The following is a 16,704-nucleotide window of genomic DNA, read 5'->3' as shown; positions in this document are numbered from 1 at the left end:
GCCAGAAGGTTGCCATGCTCAAGCGAGCCATGGATGAGCGCGGCTGCATCCGCTGCGAAGGCTGCGGCCTCAATGTCTCCGGCAAGGTCGTCGAGTTCGACCATGTCATCCCGGAAGCGCTGATCCTCGACAAGACGACAGAGCTTTCGATCGAGGACGGGCGCGTTCTCGGCCGTGACTGCTGTCATCGCGCGCCCGGGACCAAGACCGCTCGGGATCTGGCCGCAATCGCCGAAGCCAAACGGCGTGAAGCCCGCCATCTCGGCATCCGGCCGCTCATGTCTCGCGGATTCCCGCGAGCATCGCCGCAGATGAGGGCCTCCCGCCCGCTCGCGAAGCCAGCCAGTTGGCGCCGCGATGATCAATGATCCTGATTGCTCGATGGAGTTCGCATCCGTGTCTTCGACAAAGTCCTATCTACCGCAGCCTAACCACTGGCCGTACCTTGCAATCGCCATCATGCTGGCAAGTACTCTCAGTGCATGCGTCCCTCGTACCGCCATGCGCTTCGACCGCTATGATGGCCGCAGCGATGCCGGAGCCGTCGCCCAGTTCCAGCAGGACGATGCCATCTGCAAAGGCGAAGCCGCCAAGGCCCAGGCCATGGCGGCTCCGATCCTTATGGGCCGTAGTCTCGCCGATGCGATGGAGGCTGGCATGCTGGAAGGCCAGCGCAACCAGGCGCTGCGCCAGATCATGGTCGGCTGCATGGCCGGTCGAGGCTACAGCATGACCGTCGTGACGGTGCAGCCCTAGTACCAGATGCGTCGTATCAGCCTTGCGGCCGAACACGACGCTGCGGGCGCATGATCCGCTGCGGACGATCGCGGATCGTGGGCGTCCTGGCCGTCAGGTACTTGAGAGCCTGGCTGGTTGCATCGACCTGGTCATCGTTGCGCGCCAGCGGGAATGCCAGGAGCTCAGCGAGATAATCTGCGAGCCAGCTGGCTTCGCGCGGCAGGAACACCTGCCCCGCCTCGAAGCGAGCGGCCTGCGCCATCAGCCTGGCCTGCTTATCAATCCGCGATTGCTGAAGCAGCGGATGCAGCGCACCGGTGCGCCGCAGGTCCTGCGACAGCGCCCGCCCAAGCTCGGTCTCCTCGACCAGCGTCGCGTCGACCGCATGTTTCCCGGAGAGCTCGATCATCTTGCGGCGCAGCTCCGGCGTTTCCCAGCGCCCCCGGACAAGGTCGATCAGGTAATAGCTCTGCCCAACCGCCCCCCAGACCATCCCGACCGACCAGTCGGAATGCTCGGCCTGGGTCGAAGCCGTATCCCAGGACGCAACCTTCAGATCGAACTCAGCCGGCCGCTCGTCGTAATAATGCAGCCAATCGCGCTTGATGATCTGCCCTTCGGCCGGCAGCGGGTTCTGCTGATATTGAGCCGAGAAGTTCAAGGCGCCGAGATTGCGCTTGATCGCCTCGAGATCGGCAAACGTATCGCGACCAACATGCATGATCTCACCCTGGCGGCGCCGATAGAGCGCCTCCCGCCCTTGGCCGATGCGGTAGAAGCAATCGTCCGGCGCGATAGCGGGGATCGCGAGAACTTCCCAATCCTCCTTCTCCAGGACATGACCGACCAGATCATCCTCATGCAGGCGCTGCATCACAATAACGATGGCACCGTTCTTCCGATCGTTCAGCCGGGAGTAGAGGGTACCATCATAGAAGGCCTGAACCCGACGTCGGGCCGCCGCCGACAAGGCGGCTTCAAGCCCGTTGATCGGGTCGTCGATGACGATCAGATCGGCGCCGCGCCCCAACACCGAACCACCAATCGAAGAGGCATAACGATAGCCGTGTTGCGTGGTGCGGATCTCCTGACCGCGATTGGCAGCGATCGCGAAGCCCGAGAAGGCGCGACGATACCAATCGGAGGTGACCACGCTGCGGAAGGCCGCAGCGTGGGTCAGCGAGAGCTCCTGGGCGTAGCTGATCGCCATGATCCGCTTGCGGGGATCATGGCCCATCAGCCAGGCGGTGAAGGCGATCGTGACGCAGATCGACTTGGCCGAGCGCGGCGGCACGTTGATGATCAGCCGCTTGCACTCGCCGCTCCAGACCCGCATCAGCTGATAGGCGATCGCTTCGATATGCCAGTTGTGCTGATAGGGTGCCGGGCTCCAGCGTCACGAAGCTCTGCTCGATAAAGCTCGCCAGGTCGCGGCGCAGGATATCGGACAGCGAGGCGGGCTCACTCATCACCGCCTCCCTCTGCAAGCGCCAGCTCACGGGCACGAAAGCGCTCCTTCAGCTCTTCTTCGTGCTCCCCATGGTCAATCTCAAGCGGCTGGGAAGCTGCCCGAAGTCGCTCACGCAGCTCCAGATATTTGTTGAGATCGCGCCTGGCAGATGCGTTACCCTTCAGAGCGCTATCGACGGTCTGGAGAACGTACACCTCGAGCTTGGTCACCGCCTGAGAACGCCCCTTGCGGGTCACAGGGATACGCTCCGCGAGCGCATTCTCCAACAACGTCATCAGATCATCCAGAACGGGTGCTGCCTTGCGGCGCCCGGACGGATTACCACTCTGTCCTTTCCGAAAACGGGAATGCTGCGGCGGCCTCTTATAGCCTACGGCAGGGGGGGCATTTTCACGCGACATGGCCCCCTCCAACGTTGGCGTCCGACACCTTGCAGGCACTGGCATCGTGCCCCCGCCGCGCCGCCATCTCTGCGAAGGTCAGCCCTGTCTCAGCGTGACGCGCCTCGTCCTTGAAGAGCGCCTCCCAGCGGCGGATCGCACCATCGACATAGTGCGGATCGAGCTCCATGACGTAGCCGCGGCGCTTGGTCTTGGCCGCGGCGATCAAGGTCGTGCCGGAACCGCTGAAGCTGTCGAGTATGATGCCCTTGGGCTTCGAGCAGTCCTTGATCGCGCCCATCACCATGGCGCAGGGTTTCACCGTCGGGTGGCTCGCCAGCTCCGCCATCCGGCCCTTGCGGAACCCGTTCACACCCGCATAGCTCCACAGGGTGGTGCGATAGCGGCCGTGCTTGCCAAGCTCGATGTTGTTGATGTGCGGCGCCTTGCCCGTCTTCCACAGCGTGATGAGCTCGGTCTGGCTACGATAGAGCGAACCCATCCCGGCATTGGCCTTGGCCCAGGTGATCACCGACTTCAGCTCGTCGAAGACACCATAGCCCGCATTCAGCATCTCGTGCAGGTGCGGGCCGTCGATGCAGCTATAGATCAGCGCACCATCCTGGGATGCTGCCGCGATCTCGGCGAAGACCGCATGGAGGAAGCCGGTGAACTCGAGTTTGCTCATTTCTCCCGAGGCCATCGCGAACTCGCGGTGCTTGACCTTGCCGAGACCGCTCACGTGGCCGTCGACCGGGACGTTGTACGGCGGGTCCACGAACACCATCTGAGCGAGTTCACCGCCCATCAGCGTCTGATAATCGCCCCGCTCGCGCGCATCGCCGCACAGGATACGGTGCTCACCCAGCAGCCAGAGATCGCCGCGCACAGTCACGGCGACTTCCTGCAGCGCCGGCAACGCGTCCGCCGGATCAGCCTTCGCAGCGACCGACGTCCCGGCGTCGAGGATCACATCGATCTGCGCCGTCTCGAAGCCGGTGATCTCAACCTCGAAATCGAGGTCGATCAGCTCGCCCAGCTCCAGCTTCAGGATCTCGTCGTCCCAGCCCGAGAGCTCGGCCAAACGATTATCTGCGATCCTCAACGCCCGGATCTGCTGCGGGCCGAGATGATCGATGCAAATCACCGGGACCGTCTCCATGCCGAGCAGCTTTGCCGCCTCATAGCGACCATGGCCCGCGACGATCTCGCCATCAGTCGTGATCAGGATCGGCGTCGTGAAGCTGAAGGCCTCAATGCTCTCAGCGATCAGATGGATCTGCTTCTGCGAATGCGTCCGCGCGTTACGCACCGACGCCTTCAGATCCGACAGGAGCCGCTGGCTCACCTGCGGGGCAAAAGCCGCCGCGGCGCGGGCGAGCGCGGGATCATGTGCGGCAGGTTGGACGCGGCGGCGAACACGCACCTGCGACTTGGGGGGATGAGAGGGCATTGCGATCGTTTCCTTTTTCAAGGAGACGACCAGAACAAGTGAGCACTCGCAGCAAAGCGCGACCCGTCCAGCTCACCCGGAAGGCCTACACCTTGCCTAACGAGGGCTGCTCACTCAGAGGTGATGATGCCTCAAATTAGGAGTGCCGAACACGATCTGATCGGTCTCGGCTAGAGTCGCTAACATATGCGACGTTCGCCATATACGATGAGCAAAACTCTCGCGCAAGAGGGTTACCCAATGGCTTCAGTGGCTTACGAGCATACAGTGGCTTCGTCAGCTCAGCCACCGCCACCGACAGCTCGTCGTCAAATCAGCATTAATCCCAGCCTTCAAAATCGGAACCACATCCCTGCTTGAGCCTTCCCCATTCCCTGCTCGTCGCAGGCAGATTCCCTGTTCGATAGCGGGAAATTCCCTGCTTCATAGTTCCGAGCCAGTAGCAAATATCGCACACAAACAAACACTTAAGCCGAAAGCCGACCCTACCCCAAGCCCTCTCTCAGCTCTAAACTCCCTGAAAATTCCCTGCTAGCAGGGAATTTGGAGCGTGGTGGACACCAACGAAGGGCGCATTTCCACGCGCTGTCGCCCCTCCCCCAGCTATGCCAGATTGCTGATCGGCCGCAGACGATAGGTGGCCTCGATAGCACTACCGGATATGTCATGCCCGATACCGCCTCCTCCGACCGTCGCCTGATCGGCAGCTTCGACTATGTCGTCATCGGCGCCGGCTCGGCCGGCTGCGTCGTCGCCAACCGGCTGGCGGCCAATCCGAGGAACAAGGTCCTGGTGCTCGAAGCCGGCGGCATGGATGACTGGGTCTGGTTCCACATCCCGGTCGGCTATCTCTTCGCCATCGGCAATCCCCGCGCCGACTGGTTGTTCCAGACCGAGCCACAGGCCGGGCTCGGCGGGCGGGCTCTCGCCTATCCGCGCGGCAAGGTCGTTGGCGGCTCCTCCGCCATCAACGCCATGGTCTATATGCGCGGCCAGGCCGCCGACTATGACGGCTGGCGCCAGCGCGGCCTCACCGGCTGGGGCTGGGACGATGTGCTGCCCTATTTCCTCCGGCACGAGGACCATATGGCGCCGCCGCCGGGTGGCCTGCACAAGGCGGGCGGGGAATGGCGCGTCGAGCATCCGCGCGTGCGCTGGGCGATCCTCGACGCGATCCGGGACGCTGCGGAAGCCGCGGGCATCGCCAAGATCCCGGATTTCAACACCGGCGACAACGAGGGCTCCTCCTATTTCCAGGTGAACCAGCGTCGCGGCCGGCGCCTCAGCGCCTATCGCGCCTTCCTCAAGCCGATGCTGGAGCGGCACGACCGCGACAATCTCCGGCTGGAGACGGGCGTCCATGTCGAGCGCATCCTGTTCGAGAACGGCCGGGCGAAAGCCGTCGAGTTCACGCATGGACTCGGCACCGCGAGCGAGGAAAGGCTGAAGGCCGAGATCAACGGCGAAGTCGTGCTTTCGGCCGGCGCCGTCGCCTCGCCGCTCCTGCTCGAACGCTCCGGTATCGGCAGCGGGGCGCGGCTGCAGGGCTTCGGCATCGAGACGCTGGTCGATGCGCCCGGCGTCGGCGAGAACCTGCAGGACCATCTCCAGATCCGGCCGGTCTACAAGGTCCATGGCGTGAAGACGCTGAACAGCGACTATGCCAAGCTCTGGCGCCGGCCGCTGATGGCGCTGGAATGGGCGGCGCTGCGCACGGGACCGCTGACCATGGCGCCGTCGCAGGTGGGCGCCTTCGCCAAGTCCTCGCCACACTATGCGACGGCGAACCTGCAATACCATTTCCAGCCGCTCTCGCTCGACAGCTGGGGCTCGGGCCTGCACCCGTTCGACGCGTTCACCGCGAGCGTCTGCAATCTCCGGCCGACGAGCCGCGGCAGCATCCATCTGCGCTCGGCCGACCCGCGCGACAACCCGGTCATCTCACCGAACTATTTCGATACGGAGGAGGACCGGCAGGTCGCGATCGACGCGATGAAGCTGACGCGCCGGATCGTGGCGCAGGCGCCGCTTGCCCGTTTCCGGCCGGAGGAGCACATGCCCGGCAGCGCCGCAGAGACGGACGAAGCGCTGCTGGAAGCTGCAGCGCAGCTGGGCACCACGATCTTCCATCCTGTCGGCACGGCCCGGATGGGCAGCGACGACGATCCGGGCGCGGTTCTCGACGGGCGGTTGCGAGTGCGCGGCGTCGAGGGCCTGCGCGTCATCGATGCCTCGGTGATGCCGACGATCACCTCCGGCAACACCGCCAACCCGACGATGATGATCGCCGAGAAGGGCGTGGCGATGTTGAAGGAAGATGCGCGGCGCTAGAGGCATCTGGGCCAGCGGCATGGAATTGCCGCAAATCGCAACCTATGAATCGGATCGCGATGCCCGACGATCTCCAGCCCTCGCCTGCACCGGAACGCAGTCCGCTGACGCGTGGATTGCTTGCGGTCCTGCGCGCCGTCATCACCGTCTTCGTCATCCTCGACGAGTTCCTGCGCCCGCTCTACCGGCCGCTGCTGCGCCGGCTCGCGGAGCTGCGCATCATGCGCCGGCTTGAGGAGAGCGTCGCCGCGCTGCCGCCACCGCTCGTCCTGCTGGCGCTGGCGATCCCCTTCGCTATCGCCGAGCCGTTGAAGCTGTTCGGCCTGCTTCTCTTCGCGCGCGGGCAGTTCTGGGCGGGGCTTATCGTGACGGCCTTCGCGCATCTGATGAGCTTCGTCTTCGTCGAACGCATCTACCATGCCGGCCGTGAGAAGCTTCTGAGCTACCGCTGGTTCGCCTGGGTCATGGGCCAGATCGTGCGCGTGCGCGACCACGTGCTGGGCTGGGTCCGGGCCACCGCCGCCTATGATCTGGCGATGCGGGCGCGCGACACGGTACGCCATTGGTGGCGGACGATGCGGGCCTGATGGTCAGGCTGAGCGCCCGCGCGCCAGCAGCATGAGCGCGCCGGCGGCGAGGGCCGAGAAAGCGATCAGCAGCAGCGTCGAGAGCATGACGCCGCCGCGCTCCAGCGCGATGGCGAAGGCGAGCGGCGCCGCCGCCTTAATGACGAGGCCGGGCGCAGCGAGCTTGCCCATGGTCGCGCCGAAGCCGACCGGCCCGAAGAGCTGGAGCGGGACGGTGCCGCGCACGATCGAGCTCAGGCCCATGCTGATGCCGAAGGCGATCGCGAAAAGTCCGGCGACGACCGGGAGCGAGCCGCCGATCAACAGCAGGACGAGGCCGAGCGGCATCAGCCAGGCCGAGACCCAGGCGGTCGTGACCGGCAAGACACCGCGGCCGAACAGCATCTCGGTCAGGCGCCCGGCGACCTGCGACGGCCCGAGCATCGCGCCGATGCCCACCGCGATTGCGGCGCTAAGTCCAAAACCTTGCAGCAGCGCCAGCATATGCACGGCCATGGCCGAGACGACGAAGCCCTGCAGCGACAAGCCCAGCGCCAGCAGCAGGAAGGCGCGGCGGCGGGTATCACCCGCGAGATAGGCCGTCTCCGGCTCCTGCGCGACGGAAGGAGCCACAGCACCGGCCTCGGCGGCGACCGGCCGCTTCACGCGGCCGGGCAGGAAGAAAAGATGCAGGGGCAGGCAGACCAGGATGTGCGACAGGCCGTAGAGCCGGTAGACGCCGCGCCAATCCAGGAACGCGAGCAGGCTCGACGTCAGCGGCCAGAACAGAGTCGAGGCGAAGCCGCCGATCAGGGTGAGCTGGCTGATGGCGCGGCGCGCCTGGCTGCCGCGCGCCTGCGTCAGCGCGGCGAAGGCGGCGTCGTAGAACACAGCGGTTGTCACTGCCTGGAGGGCGGCCATCGCGAGCGTATAGCTGACGATGCCGCGCGCCTCGGCCAGCGCGAAAAGCGAGAGGCCTGCCAGCCCGGAGCCGGTCGTCATCACCAGCCGCGTGCCGTAGCGATCGATCAGACTGCCTGTGACGGGAGCGACCGCGCCACCCAGCAGAAGGCCGACAGCGAAACCGCCGAAGGTCCATTCCGGCGCCCAGCCGAAATCGGCGGTGATGCGCGGCGCCAGCACCGTGAAGGCGTAGAACAGCGCGCCGTAGCCGAAGACCTGCGTGATGCCGAGCGCCGGGATCAGCGACGGCCCTCCCGGCCGGGCGAATCTCAGCGAAGCCATGGCCGCTATCCCTGCTCCGAATCAGACGATCTGGTTGCGCAGGCTCGCCTCGCCGCGTGCCAGCCGATCCAGATTGTCGAGGAGGATATCGACGACATTGCCTTCATAGGCACGGGTCTCGCCGGCGCTATGCGGGGTGACGATGACCTGCGGCATGCGCCAGAAGGGTGAGATCGGCGGCAATGGCTCCTCATGGAAGCAGTCGAGCCCGGCACCGGCGATGCCACTGTTGCCGAGCGCATCGAGCAGCGCCATCTCATCGACGACGCGGCCGCGCGCGACATTGATCAGGAAGGCGGAAGGCTTCATCGCGCCGAGAATGCGGGCATCGATCAGCCCTTCCGTCTCGGGCGTCAGCGGGCAGGTCAAGGCGACGAAATCGGCCCCGGCTACGGCCTCCGCGAGCTTGCTCGGGTGGATGACAGCCTCGACATGAGGCTGCGGCTCGAGACTGCGGCGCACGCCGATGACGCGCATGTCGAAGGCGGCCGCCAGCTTCGCGAGCCTCAGGCCGATGCGGCCGAGCCCGACGATGACCAGCGTCTTGCCGTCAAGCTCGTCCTCGCGCAACGCGCGATCCCCGATCATCGGCCGCCAGACCTGCTTCGCCTGATTGTCCCGCGCGAAATGGATCTGACGGGTCAGCGCCAGGATCAGCGACATCGCATGCTCGGCGACCGCCCGCTCATTGCCGCCCTGGGCACTGGCGAGGCGGATGCCGGCCGCGCCGATCGTCGGCTTGTCGAACTGGTCGGTGCCAGCGCTGATCGACTGGATGAAGCGCAGCTTCGGCAGGCGCGGCAGCAGATCGTTGCGCCAGAGGCCGGACACGACGAGCACATCGGCTTCCGGGGCGCGCTCGCGGAGCTCGTCCAGGCTGCGGACCTCGAAGCTCCTGGCGGCACGGCCGCGTGTCAGGAACTCGTCGCGGAGCTGATAGGCGGCGTGAGCGAAGCCGATCGTCAGGTCGCCTTCCGGCGGCAGGAATGCCATGCGTCGTCTCTCCCCGAATCCTTATCCGAGGGACGTTAGCCGCCATGCCGGCTCCTGTCCCCGCATCCGCCGCATGCAAGCTTCACGCTGACGGCGATGCTTCCGGGGCATCGAAGGTGAGCGCAGCGCGCAGGCGCTGCCATTCGGCTTCGGCGCCGGGCAACCCGAAGCGCAGGCGATCCGGCGCATTCTGGAAACGACGGACATAGATGCCGTGCCGGCCGAGGCGGGCGAAGAGCGCGGCCGCCCGCGGCGTTTCGAGGAGGCGGAACAGGGTCGTGCCGCCGACGATCCGACCATGCGACGCCAGCAAGGCGTCGAGGCGGGCGGCATCGCGGGCACGCTCCGCGCCGGCTTCTGCGAGCCAACCGGCATCGGACAGCGCCATCGCACCGACATGGAGCGCGGGACCGGCCACCGACCACGGACCGAGCGCCGCCTTGAGCCGCGCCATCGACTCGGGCGCGCCGATGGCGAAGCCGAGCCTCAGGCCGGCAAGGCCATAGGTCTTGCCGAAGGAACGCAGCACGATCGTGCCATCAGGCAGGTCCGGCACGACGCTGTCCTCGGGCGTGAAATCGGCGAAGGCCTCGTCGACGACGAGCAGCCCTCCGTTGGCGGCGCAATGCGCGGCGAGGCTTGCCAGTTCGGCCGGCGACTGCACGCGCCCGTCGGGGTTGTTGGGATTGACCACGATCATGGTCGCAGCCGCCTCGGTGGGCGCGGCGGTTTCGCTGACGGCATAGCCCGCCTTGCGCCAGGCATGGCCGTGCTCGGCATAGGTGGGACCCAGGATCGCGACGGGACCGGCCGGCGCGAGGCGCGGCAGCAACTCGATCAGGATCTGCGTGCCGGGCGCGGCGACGATGTCTGCGCGAGCCGGGACGCGATAGGCCTCGCGGGCAGCCGCGATCAGCGCCGCCTCGTCATCCGCGCCGGGCAGGCGCGTCCACAGGCTTAACGGCAGCGCCGGAAGCGGATAGGGGATCGGGTTGATCCCGGTGGAGAGATCGACCCAGGGCTGCGGCGCTTCCGGAAAGAGCGCGCGGGCCGTGGCGAGATCGCCGCCATGCCAGATACCGTCCCCAGCCAAGATCGCGCCCGCCCCTCTCATGAACCTCACCGTCAGCCTTGCCCTGCTGCTTCTCGCCCTCGCGATCGAGGCCGGCATCGGCTATCCTCAGCGCTTCTATGCCGCGATAGGCCATCCCGTCACCTGGATCGGGAAACTCATCACTGCGCTCGATCGGTGGTTCAACCGCGAGAGCGCTTCCTTCATCACCCGCGAGATCATGGGCGTGCTCGTGACCACGCTCATCGTGGTCGCCGCGCTGGTCGTAGGTGCATTCATCCAGCGGCTATGCCTCTCCTTCGGCCCGCTCGGACTGATACCGCTCGCGCTAATCGCCTCGACGCTGATTGCGCAGCGCAGCCTCTACGAGCACGTCGCCCGTGTTGCCGAGGGGCTGGAACGGGATGGACTCGAAGGCGGGCGGCGGGCCGTCTCGATGATCGTGGGGCGCAATCCCCAGACGCTTGACGAGGCTGGCGTGTCGCGCGCGGCGATCGAGAGCCTTGCCGAGAATTTCTCCGACGGCATCGTCGCGCCAGCCTTCTGGCTCGGCGTCGGTGGTTTGCCGGGCATCGCCGCCTACAAGGCGATCAACACCGCCGATTCGATGATCGGCCATCGCACGCCGCGCCATCTCGCCTTCGGCTGGGCTTCGGCGCGGCTCGACGATCTCGTCAATCTGCCGGCCTCGCGACTGACGGCGCTGCTGCTGGTCGTCTCGGCAGCGCTCGACGGATCGGCAGATGCCGGCAGCGCCTGGCGGGCCATACGGCGCGATGCCGGCAAGCACCGCTCGCCCAATGCCGGCTGGCCGGAAGCCGCCATGGCCGGAGCGCTGGGTCTCAGGCTCGCCGGGCCGCGCGTCTATGGCGAGACCCGCGTCGAGGATCACTGGATGGGCGATGGCCGGGCGGAGGCGAACGCGGCCGATATCCGCCGGGCACTCACGCTCTACAAGCGCGCCTGCGGGCTGCTCTGGGCGCTGGCCGCGCTATTGGCCGCCGTGACGCTGCTCTAACCCTCAGTTCGGCACCGGCACGGCCCGCCGGGCGATCGCCTGCAGATCGGCACCCTGCGGCAGCGAGCCGAAATGGCCGGACCAGCCGCCGGCCAATCGCGAGGCGACATAGGCATCGGCGACCGCGTGCGGCGCGTGGCGGATCAGCAGCGAGGCCGAGAGGGCGAGCGCCATGCGTTCGACAAAGCGGCGCGCCAGATGCTCGTGACGGAGCACATCGACGAGATCGGTCTCCAGCCCGGCGAGGAAGGCGTCGTAGCGCGGATCGCTGCCGCGGGCAGCGCGCAATTCGTCGAGCAGGGCCGGCACGCAATCGGGATAGCGGCGGATCGAACGCAGCACGTCGAGGCAGACGACATTGCCCGTGCCCTCCCAGATGCCGTTGAGCGGCGCCTCGCGATAGAGCCGCGCCATCAGGTGGTCCTCGATGAAGCCGTTGCCGCCATGGCATTCGAGCGCCTCGACCACGACCGGCGTGGCGCGCTTGCAGTTCCAGTATTTCGCGATCGGCGCCCCGATGCGGCCGATCAGCTTCTCGGCTTCGCTCCCACCCTCTCGGTCGAGCGCATGAACGAAGCGAAAGGCGAGCCAGGCGGAGGCTTCGACTTCGAGCGCGAGGTCGGCGATCACATTCGCCATGATCGGCTGATCGATCAGCGCCTTCTGGAAGGCGCGGCGATGGGCGGTGTGATGCGCGGCTTGCGCCAGCGCGTGACGCATCAAACCGGCCGAGCCGACGGCGAAATCGAGCCGCGTGTAGTGGTTCATCTCCAGCCCCGCGCGGATGCCGTGGCCGGGTTCGCCGATGAGATGGGCGATCACGCCGCGGAATTCGACCTCGGAGGAGGCGTTCGACTTGTTGCCGCACTTGTCCTTGAGCCGCTGGATCTGCAGGCGGTTGCGCGAGCCGTCCGGCAGCCAGCCCGGCACGACGAAGCAGGAGACGCCCTCCTCCGTGCGCGCCAGCGTCAGGAAGACGTCGGAATGCGGGACGGAGAAGAACCATTTATGGCCGGTGAGCGCATAGGTGCCGTCGGCATTGCGGGTCGCCACCGTCTGGGTTTGGCGCAGGTCCGAGCCGCCCTGCTTCTCGGTCATCGCCATGCCAACCGTGCCGCCGCGCTTCTGCGCCGCCGGCAGCGGGCGTCCATCATAGTCGGACGAGGTGATCAGCCGGCCGAACTCGGCCCAGCGCGCGGGATCGCGTTGAAGCACGGGAATCGCCGAATAGGTCATGCCGAGCGGGCAGCAGATGCCGTTCTCGCCCTGGTTCCAGAGATAGGAGACCGCCGCGCGCGCCACCTGCGCGCCTTCGCGCGGCTTGGTCCAGCACAGCGAATGGAACTCGTCGCGCATGGCGAGCCCCATCAATTCGTGCCAGGCGGGGTGGAATTCGATCTGGTCGACGCGCCGGCCCCAGCGGTCATGCGTGCGCAGTTCCGGCAGGCTGCGGTTGGCCTGCCGCGCGAGGTCTTGCACGCGTTGAGAGCCGACATGGCCGCCGACCACGCTCGCCTGCTCGCGGAACCAGCCGGCGCCGAAGGTATCGAGGATGCGCCCAAGCGCCGGATCGGCGGCGAAGGCGTCGTAATCCGCCAGCGCCGGCGCCTGATTCAGCACTTCGTGGGTGTCGTAGCCGTAGGCGTCGAGCGTGGTCATGCGGCCTGTCCTTCTCGGAAAATCAACGCGGCGAGGGAGAGATCGGCGAGCGCCGTCGCGATCTCGCGGCCGCGCTCCGGCGTGATCGGGCGTTCCGGCGAGAGCGGCCCGATCAGCGCCTCCATGAAGCCGCCGACGATCATCGCGGCGGCGGCATCGGGATCGACCGCACGGAAAGCCCCCTGCCGTTCGCCTTCGACGACGAGCGCGCGAAAAATGCCGGCGATCTCGCGGCGATAGTCGAGCCGCGTCGCGTCGACGGCCGGGTCGGCGGGCTCGGCGATCATCGACCAGGCAAGGCGGCGATTGGCGAAGGCGCGACGAGCGAAGGCCTCGACCGCGGCGGTCAGGCGCTCAGTGACGGGCGCATCGCTCGCCGCGATCTCGCGCAGCACGGCGAGTTCGCGCGACGACACGGCTGCGACGATCTCCGCCATCAGCTCGGCCTTGGAGGCGAAATAGGAATAGACACTGCCGGTCGAGACACCGCTGGCGGCGGCAACCGCGGCGATCGAGGTCTCGTGGAAGCCGACCTCCGAGACGATGCCGCGCGCGGCGGCGAGGATCGCCTCGCGCTTGCCAGCCTTGCGGGGTTGCCTCGACTGCAGACCGGCCATAGGTAATCTCAAAATTGAATTTGAATTCGGATTCAAATTGAAGAGATGGCTGGCCGCCGTCAAGAGCTGGAACGAGAATGACCGGGTTCGAGCCCAGCAAGCCGTGAGCGAGATCGCCTACAGACCGTTCAGGCGCGCCCCTGCGCCCCTCCCCCGCGGCGCCGCGAGCACTCAGGAAGGCGGCGCGTTGCCGGAATCCGCGGCCCGATCGCGGCCGGCCCAGCGCTCGACCGAATGATCGATGGCGAGCAGGACGAGCCCAAGCACCGTGGCCGATGCCACGATCGCATGATCGCCGAGGCCGGCGGCACAGCCAAGCGCAGCAGTGACCCATATCGCTGCGGCCGTGGTCAGCCCTGTCGGCGTCGAAGCCCCCCGGCGCAGGACAATGACGCCGGCGCCCAGGAAGCCGATCCCGGTCAGCAAGCCCTGAACGACGCGGCTGGCAGCGTCGGCCTCATGCGGCTCGCTGAAGATCGTCGCGGCGGCGGCCGTGCCCAATCCGACCAGCCCGAAGGTGCGAATCCCGGCGGCGCGCTGCTTGTTGGTCCGCTCCCAGCCCACGACGATGCCGGCCGCCATCCCGGCCAGCAGCCTGAGCAGCAGATCCAGCTCTCCCCACAGAAAACCACTCATGGCCCCACCCTCGCAAACGATGATCGAGGGCATGAACGCGCGAGGGCCGTTCGCGTTCGTTCTGCGGCAAAGCACCGGCAGCCGGTGAGGAAAGCTATTAGAACTCGATCCCCTGCTGTGCTTTCACACCCGCCGCGAAATGGTGCTTCACCAGCGTCATCTCGGTGACGAGGTCGGCCGCCTCGATCAATTCCGGCTTGGCATTGCGGCCGGTGACGACGACGTGCAGGTCCGGACGGCGGGCATGTAGAACCTCGACCACCTCGGCGAGCGGCAGATAGTCGTAGCGCAGGGCGATGTTGAGCTCGTCCAGCACCAGCAGGCGAATCTCCGGATCGGCCATCAGCTCCCTAGCTTTGGCAAAGGCGCGCTCGGCAGCGGCGATGTCGCGGGCCTTGTCCTGCGTCTCCCAGGTGAAGCCCTCGCCCATGCTGTGCCACGAGACCTGATCGCCGAAGGCTTCGAGCGCCTTGCGCTCGCCGGTCGACCAGGCGCCCTTGATGAACTGCACCACGCCGATGCGCCAGCCATGGCCGAGCGCCCGAAGGATCAGGCCGAAGGCCGCCGTCGACTTGCCCTTGCCGGGGCCGGTATTGACGATCAGAAGCCCTTTCTCGACCGTCTTGGAGGCGACCTCGGCATCCTGCACCGCCTTGCGCTTCTCCATCTTCGCCTTGTGGCGGGCGGCGTCATCAGTATCCGTCATCATTTCACTCGCATCGGCAATCCGGCGACCATGAAGACCACGCTGGCCGCACGCGCCGCAAGCGCCTGATGGAGGCGCCCGGCCTCGTCGCGGAAGCGGCGGGCCAGCGCATTCTCCGGCACGATGCCGAGACCGACCTCGTTGCCGACCAGTACGAGCGGGGCGGAGACACGCTCGCAGGCGGCGATCAGGCCCTCGCGTGCCGCCGCCGTGTCGTGCTCTGCGAGGATCAGATTGGTGAGCCAGAGCGTCAGACAATCGACCAGGATCGGCCGGCCCGCCGGCTGGGCAGCGATCGCGCCGGCCAGATCGAGCGGGGCATCCACCGTCTGCCAGCCGGCTGGCCGGCGCGCGCGGTGCTCGGCGATGCGCTCGCGCATCTCGTCGTCATAGGCCTGGGCGGTAGCGATATAGGTCCAGGGTGCCGGCAGGACCTCGATCAGCGCTTCGGCATGACGGCTCTTGCCGGAGCGGGCTCCGCCGAGGACGAGGGTGAGATGGGGCAACTCCATTCAAAAAATCCTCTGCCGTCATGCTCGGGCTTGACCCGAGCATCTCCATCCGAACGAGGCACCGGAGCCCCTTCCTGCAAGAGATTCCTGGGTCAAGCCCGAGAATGACGCCCTTGCGACGCGCATTGCATTGCACAGCAACACGGCGATGGCTAATGATGATCCCCGACGGTGCCTCCGCGAGGAGGTGAAAAGGGAACGCGGTGCGAGACCGCGGCTGCCCCCGCAACTGTAAGCGGATGTCCTTCGCCATCGGCCACTGGAGCGCGAGTTCCGGGAAGGCGGCACAGGGCGCCAAATCCGCGAGCCAGGAGACCTGCCGTCGACCCGCAGAGATCCAACCGGCTGCCGGCGGGGCGGCCACGGAGAACGCTTATGAACACCGCCTCGGTTTCCACCCCCACGCTCAGCGTTTCGGAACGCGTCAAGGCGGTTGCCGCCGCGCTCGTGATCGGCGTCGCGCTGATCTACACGACCGGTTTCGCCGCCTCGTCGAACGTGCACAACGCCGCGCACGACACCCGTCACGGCCTCGCCTTTCCCTGCCACTGAGGGAAAGTCATCATGGTCACGCGTGTTCTCACGGTCAGCATCCTGGCCGGGCTTCTGGCCGGCTTGATCGTCGCCGCCCTCCAGCATGTCACCACCACCCCGCTCATCCTCAAGGCCGAGACCTATGAGGCGGCGCTCGCGCTGAAAGCGCCGACGCTGGCCGCCTTCGACGGGGAAGCAAAAATCATCCTCGCGCATGGCCCGGCCGGCGATGCGCCCGGCCACGACCACGCCGAATGGAAGCCGCAGGACGGCCTCCAGCGCACGCTCTTCACCAGCGCAGTGACGATCGCGACCGCGATCGGCTTCGCGGCGCTGCTGCTGGCGGGCATGATCGCGGCCGGCGACAGGATCGACCAGCGCAGCGCACTCGTTTGGGGTGCCTGCGGATTCCTCGCGCTCGGGCTTGCGCCTGCCATGGGGCTCGCGCCGGAACTGCCGGGCGCCGCCTCCGCCGCATTGGAGCAGCGCCAGCTCTGGTGGCTCTGGACCGCGGTCGCCACCGCGGCCGGGCTCTTTGTGTTCCTGCGCTTCGAGCAGCCCTGGCTCAAGCTTGTGGCGATCGTGCTGATCCTGCTCCCGCATGTCGTCGGCGCCCCGCATCCGGCCGCGCCGGAGAGCAAGGTGCCGGCCGAGGTCGCCGCCCATTTCGCGTCGCTCTCGCTCGGCATCCAGGCCGCGCTCTGGCTCGTCACCGCCTTCATGGTCGGCGTGCTCTGGCCTTGGGCGAGCCGCCGGGCCGCGGAAGCCTGAAG

19 protein-coding genes and 1 riboswitch are annotated in these 16,704 nt (G+C 66.9%); of the genes, 7 read left to right on the top strand and 12 right to left on the bottom strand.

Features of this window, described 5'->3' with window-relative positions; genetic code table 11:
• Window positions 1–29 precede the first annotated feature (29 nt).
• Both AC3WMA_RS22345 and AC3WMA_RS22340 read left to right on the top strand, forming a co-directional pair.
• Window positions 30–368, top strand: a complete 339-nt coding sequence (locus tag AC3WMA_RS22345) for a hypothetical protein (protein WP_492287528.1) — start codon at window positions 30–32, stop codon at window positions 366–368.
• Window positions 358–756: a hypothetical protein gene (locus AC3WMA_RS22340; protein WP_492287527.1), complete on the top strand. Its 399-nt coding sequence runs from the start codon at window positions 358–360 to the stop codon at window positions 754–756. Before AC3WMA_RS22345 ends, AC3WMA_RS22340 begins: the two co-directional genes overlap by 11 nt.
• Before the next feature lie 16 nt (window positions 757–772).
• Here AC3WMA_RS22340 and terL read toward each other — a convergent pair whose 3' ends face one another.
• From terL to AC3WMA_RS22320, 4 genes are read right to left on the bottom strand one after another with little or no spacing between them, the layout of a single operon-like run.
• Window positions 773–2,032 (bottom strand): phage terminase large subunit, encoded by a 1,260-nt coding sequence (gene terL / locus AC3WMA_RS22335; protein WP_492287526.1) that lies wholly within the window; start codon window positions 2,030–2,032, stop codon window positions 773–775.
• The gene (locus tag AC3WMA_RS22330) at window positions 1,965–2,207 is read right to left on the bottom strand and encodes a hypothetical protein (protein ID WP_492287525.1); all 243 of its coding nucleotides are present in this window, start codon (window positions 2,205–2,207) and stop codon (window positions 1,965–1,967) included. Before AC3WMA_RS22330 ends, terL begins: the two co-directional genes overlap by 68 nt.
• Window positions 2,200–2,610 carry a DUF5681 domain-containing protein gene (locus tag AC3WMA_RS22325; RefSeq protein WP_492287524.1) on the bottom strand — a complete coding sequence of 137 codons (411 nt, stop codon included), beginning with the start codon at window positions 2,608–2,610 and terminating at the stop codon, window positions 2,200–2,202. Before AC3WMA_RS22325 ends, AC3WMA_RS22330 begins: the two co-directional genes overlap by 8 nt.
• Entirely contained in the window at window positions 2,600–4,042 is a 1,443-nt protein-coding gene (locus tag AC3WMA_RS22320; protein WP_492287523.1) for a site-specific DNA-methyltransferase, read from the bottom strand. The genes AC3WMA_RS22325 and AC3WMA_RS22320 overlap by 11 nt, the downstream gene beginning before the upstream one ends.
• A 666-nt stretch (window positions 4,043–4,708) precedes the next feature.
• Between AC3WMA_RS22320 and AC3WMA_RS22315 the strand changes: the two genes are divergently transcribed.
• Both AC3WMA_RS22315 and AC3WMA_RS22310 read left to right on the top strand, forming a co-directional pair.
• Entirely contained in the window at window positions 4,709–6,373 is a 1,665-nt protein-coding gene (locus tag AC3WMA_RS22315) for a GMC family oxidoreductase (protein WP_492287522.1), read from the top strand.
• Window positions 6,374–6,432: 59 nt separating this feature from the next.
• Window positions 6,433–6,960 carry a hypothetical protein gene (locus AC3WMA_RS22310; protein ID WP_492287521.1) on the top strand — a complete coding sequence of 176 codons (528 nt, stop codon included), beginning with the start codon at window positions 6,433–6,435 and terminating at the stop codon, window positions 6,958–6,960.
• A 3-nt stretch (window positions 6,961–6,963) separates the two neighbouring features.
• Here the strand turns inward: AC3WMA_RS22310 and AC3WMA_RS22305 are convergent, their stop codons facing one another.
• From AC3WMA_RS22305 to cobD, 3 genes are all read right to left on the bottom strand, one after another.
• Entirely contained in the window at window positions 6,964–8,184 is a 1,221-nt protein-coding gene (locus AC3WMA_RS22305; protein WP_492287520.1) for an MFS transporter, read from the bottom strand.
• Between the two features lie 21 nt (window positions 8,185–8,205).
• Window positions 8,206–9,177, bottom strand: a complete 972-nt coding sequence (locus AC3WMA_RS22300; RefSeq protein WP_492287519.1) for a D-2-hydroxyacid dehydrogenase — start codon at window positions 9,175–9,177, stop codon at window positions 8,206–8,208.
• A gap of 82 nt (window positions 9,178–9,259) precedes the next feature.
• Window positions 9,260–10,291, bottom strand: a complete 1,032-nt coding sequence (gene cobD, locus AC3WMA_RS22295; protein ID WP_492287518.1) for a threonine-phosphate decarboxylase CobD — start codon at window positions 10,289–10,291, stop codon at window positions 9,260–9,262.
• Here cobD and cbiB point away from each other — a divergent pair.
• Window positions 10,290–11,267, top strand: a complete 978-nt coding sequence (cbiB, locus tag AC3WMA_RS22290) for an adenosylcobinamide-phosphate synthase CbiB (RefSeq protein ID WP_492287517.1) — start codon at window positions 10,290–10,292, stop codon at window positions 11,265–11,267. The genes cobD and cbiB overlap by 2 nt on opposite strands.
• Before the next feature lie 3 nt (window positions 11,268–11,270).
• On the opposite strand, the gene AC3WMA_RS22285 is transcribed toward cbiB, so the two are convergent.
• The 5 genes from AC3WMA_RS22285 to cobU all read right to left on the bottom strand — a co-directional run bounded on the left by AC3WMA_RS22285 (window position 11,271) and on the right by cobU (window position 15,397).
• The gene (locus tag AC3WMA_RS22285; RefSeq protein ID WP_492287516.1) at window positions 11,271–12,926 is read right to left on the bottom strand and encodes an acyl-CoA dehydrogenase family protein; all 1,656 of its coding nucleotides are present in this window, start codon (window positions 12,924–12,926) and stop codon (window positions 11,271–11,273) included.
• Window positions 12,923–13,543, bottom strand: a complete 621-nt coding sequence (locus AC3WMA_RS22280; protein WP_492287515.1) for a TetR/AcrR family transcriptional regulator — start codon at window positions 13,541–13,543, stop codon at window positions 12,923–12,925. Before AC3WMA_RS22280 ends, AC3WMA_RS22285 begins: the two co-directional genes overlap by 4 nt.
• A gap of 171 nt (window positions 13,544–13,714) precedes the next feature.
• Window positions 13,715–14,179: an MgtC/SapB family protein gene (locus AC3WMA_RS22275; protein WP_492287514.1), complete on the bottom strand. Its 465-nt coding sequence runs from the start codon at window positions 14,177–14,179 to the stop codon at window positions 13,715–13,717.
• 97 nt (window positions 14,180–14,276) lie between these two features.
• Window positions 14,277–14,885: a cob(I)yrinic acid a,c-diamide adenosyltransferase gene (gene cobO, locus AC3WMA_RS22270; RefSeq protein WP_492287513.1), complete on the bottom strand. Its 609-nt coding sequence runs from the start codon at window positions 14,883–14,885 to the stop codon at window positions 14,277–14,279.
• Window positions 14,885–15,397 carry a bifunctional adenosylcobinamide kinase/adenosylcobinamide-phosphate guanylyltransferase gene (gene cobU / locus AC3WMA_RS22265; RefSeq protein WP_492287512.1) on the bottom strand — a complete coding sequence of 171 codons (513 nt, stop codon included), beginning with the start codon at window positions 15,395–15,397 and terminating at the stop codon, window positions 14,885–14,887. Before cobU ends, cobO begins: the two co-directional genes overlap by 1 nt.
• Before the next feature lie 152 nt (window positions 15,398–15,549).
• Window positions 15,550–15,735: riboswitch (cobalamin riboswitch) on the top strand.
• A 37-nt stretch (window positions 15,736–15,772) separates the two neighbouring features.
• Between cobU and AC3WMA_RS22260 the strand changes: the two genes are divergently transcribed.
• Both AC3WMA_RS22260 and AC3WMA_RS22255 read left to right on the top strand, forming a co-directional pair.
• Window positions 15,773–15,949, top strand: coding sequence for a CbtB domain-containing protein (locus tag AC3WMA_RS22260; protein ID WP_454031384.1), 177 nt, complete (start codon window positions 15,773–15,775; stop codon window positions 15,947–15,949).
• 12 nt (window positions 15,950–15,961) lie between these two features.
• Window positions 15,962–16,702, top strand: a complete 741-nt coding sequence (locus AC3WMA_RS22255; RefSeq protein ID WP_492287511.1) for a CbtA family protein — start codon at window positions 15,962–15,964, stop codon at window positions 16,700–16,702.
• Window positions 16,703–16,704 lie beyond the last annotated feature (2 nt).

The organism is Allobosea sp. FW305-C-101, assembly GCF_058783685.1.
Note: the sequence above shows the minus strand (reverse complement) of the source record. Positions and strands in the feature narration are given on the sequence as shown.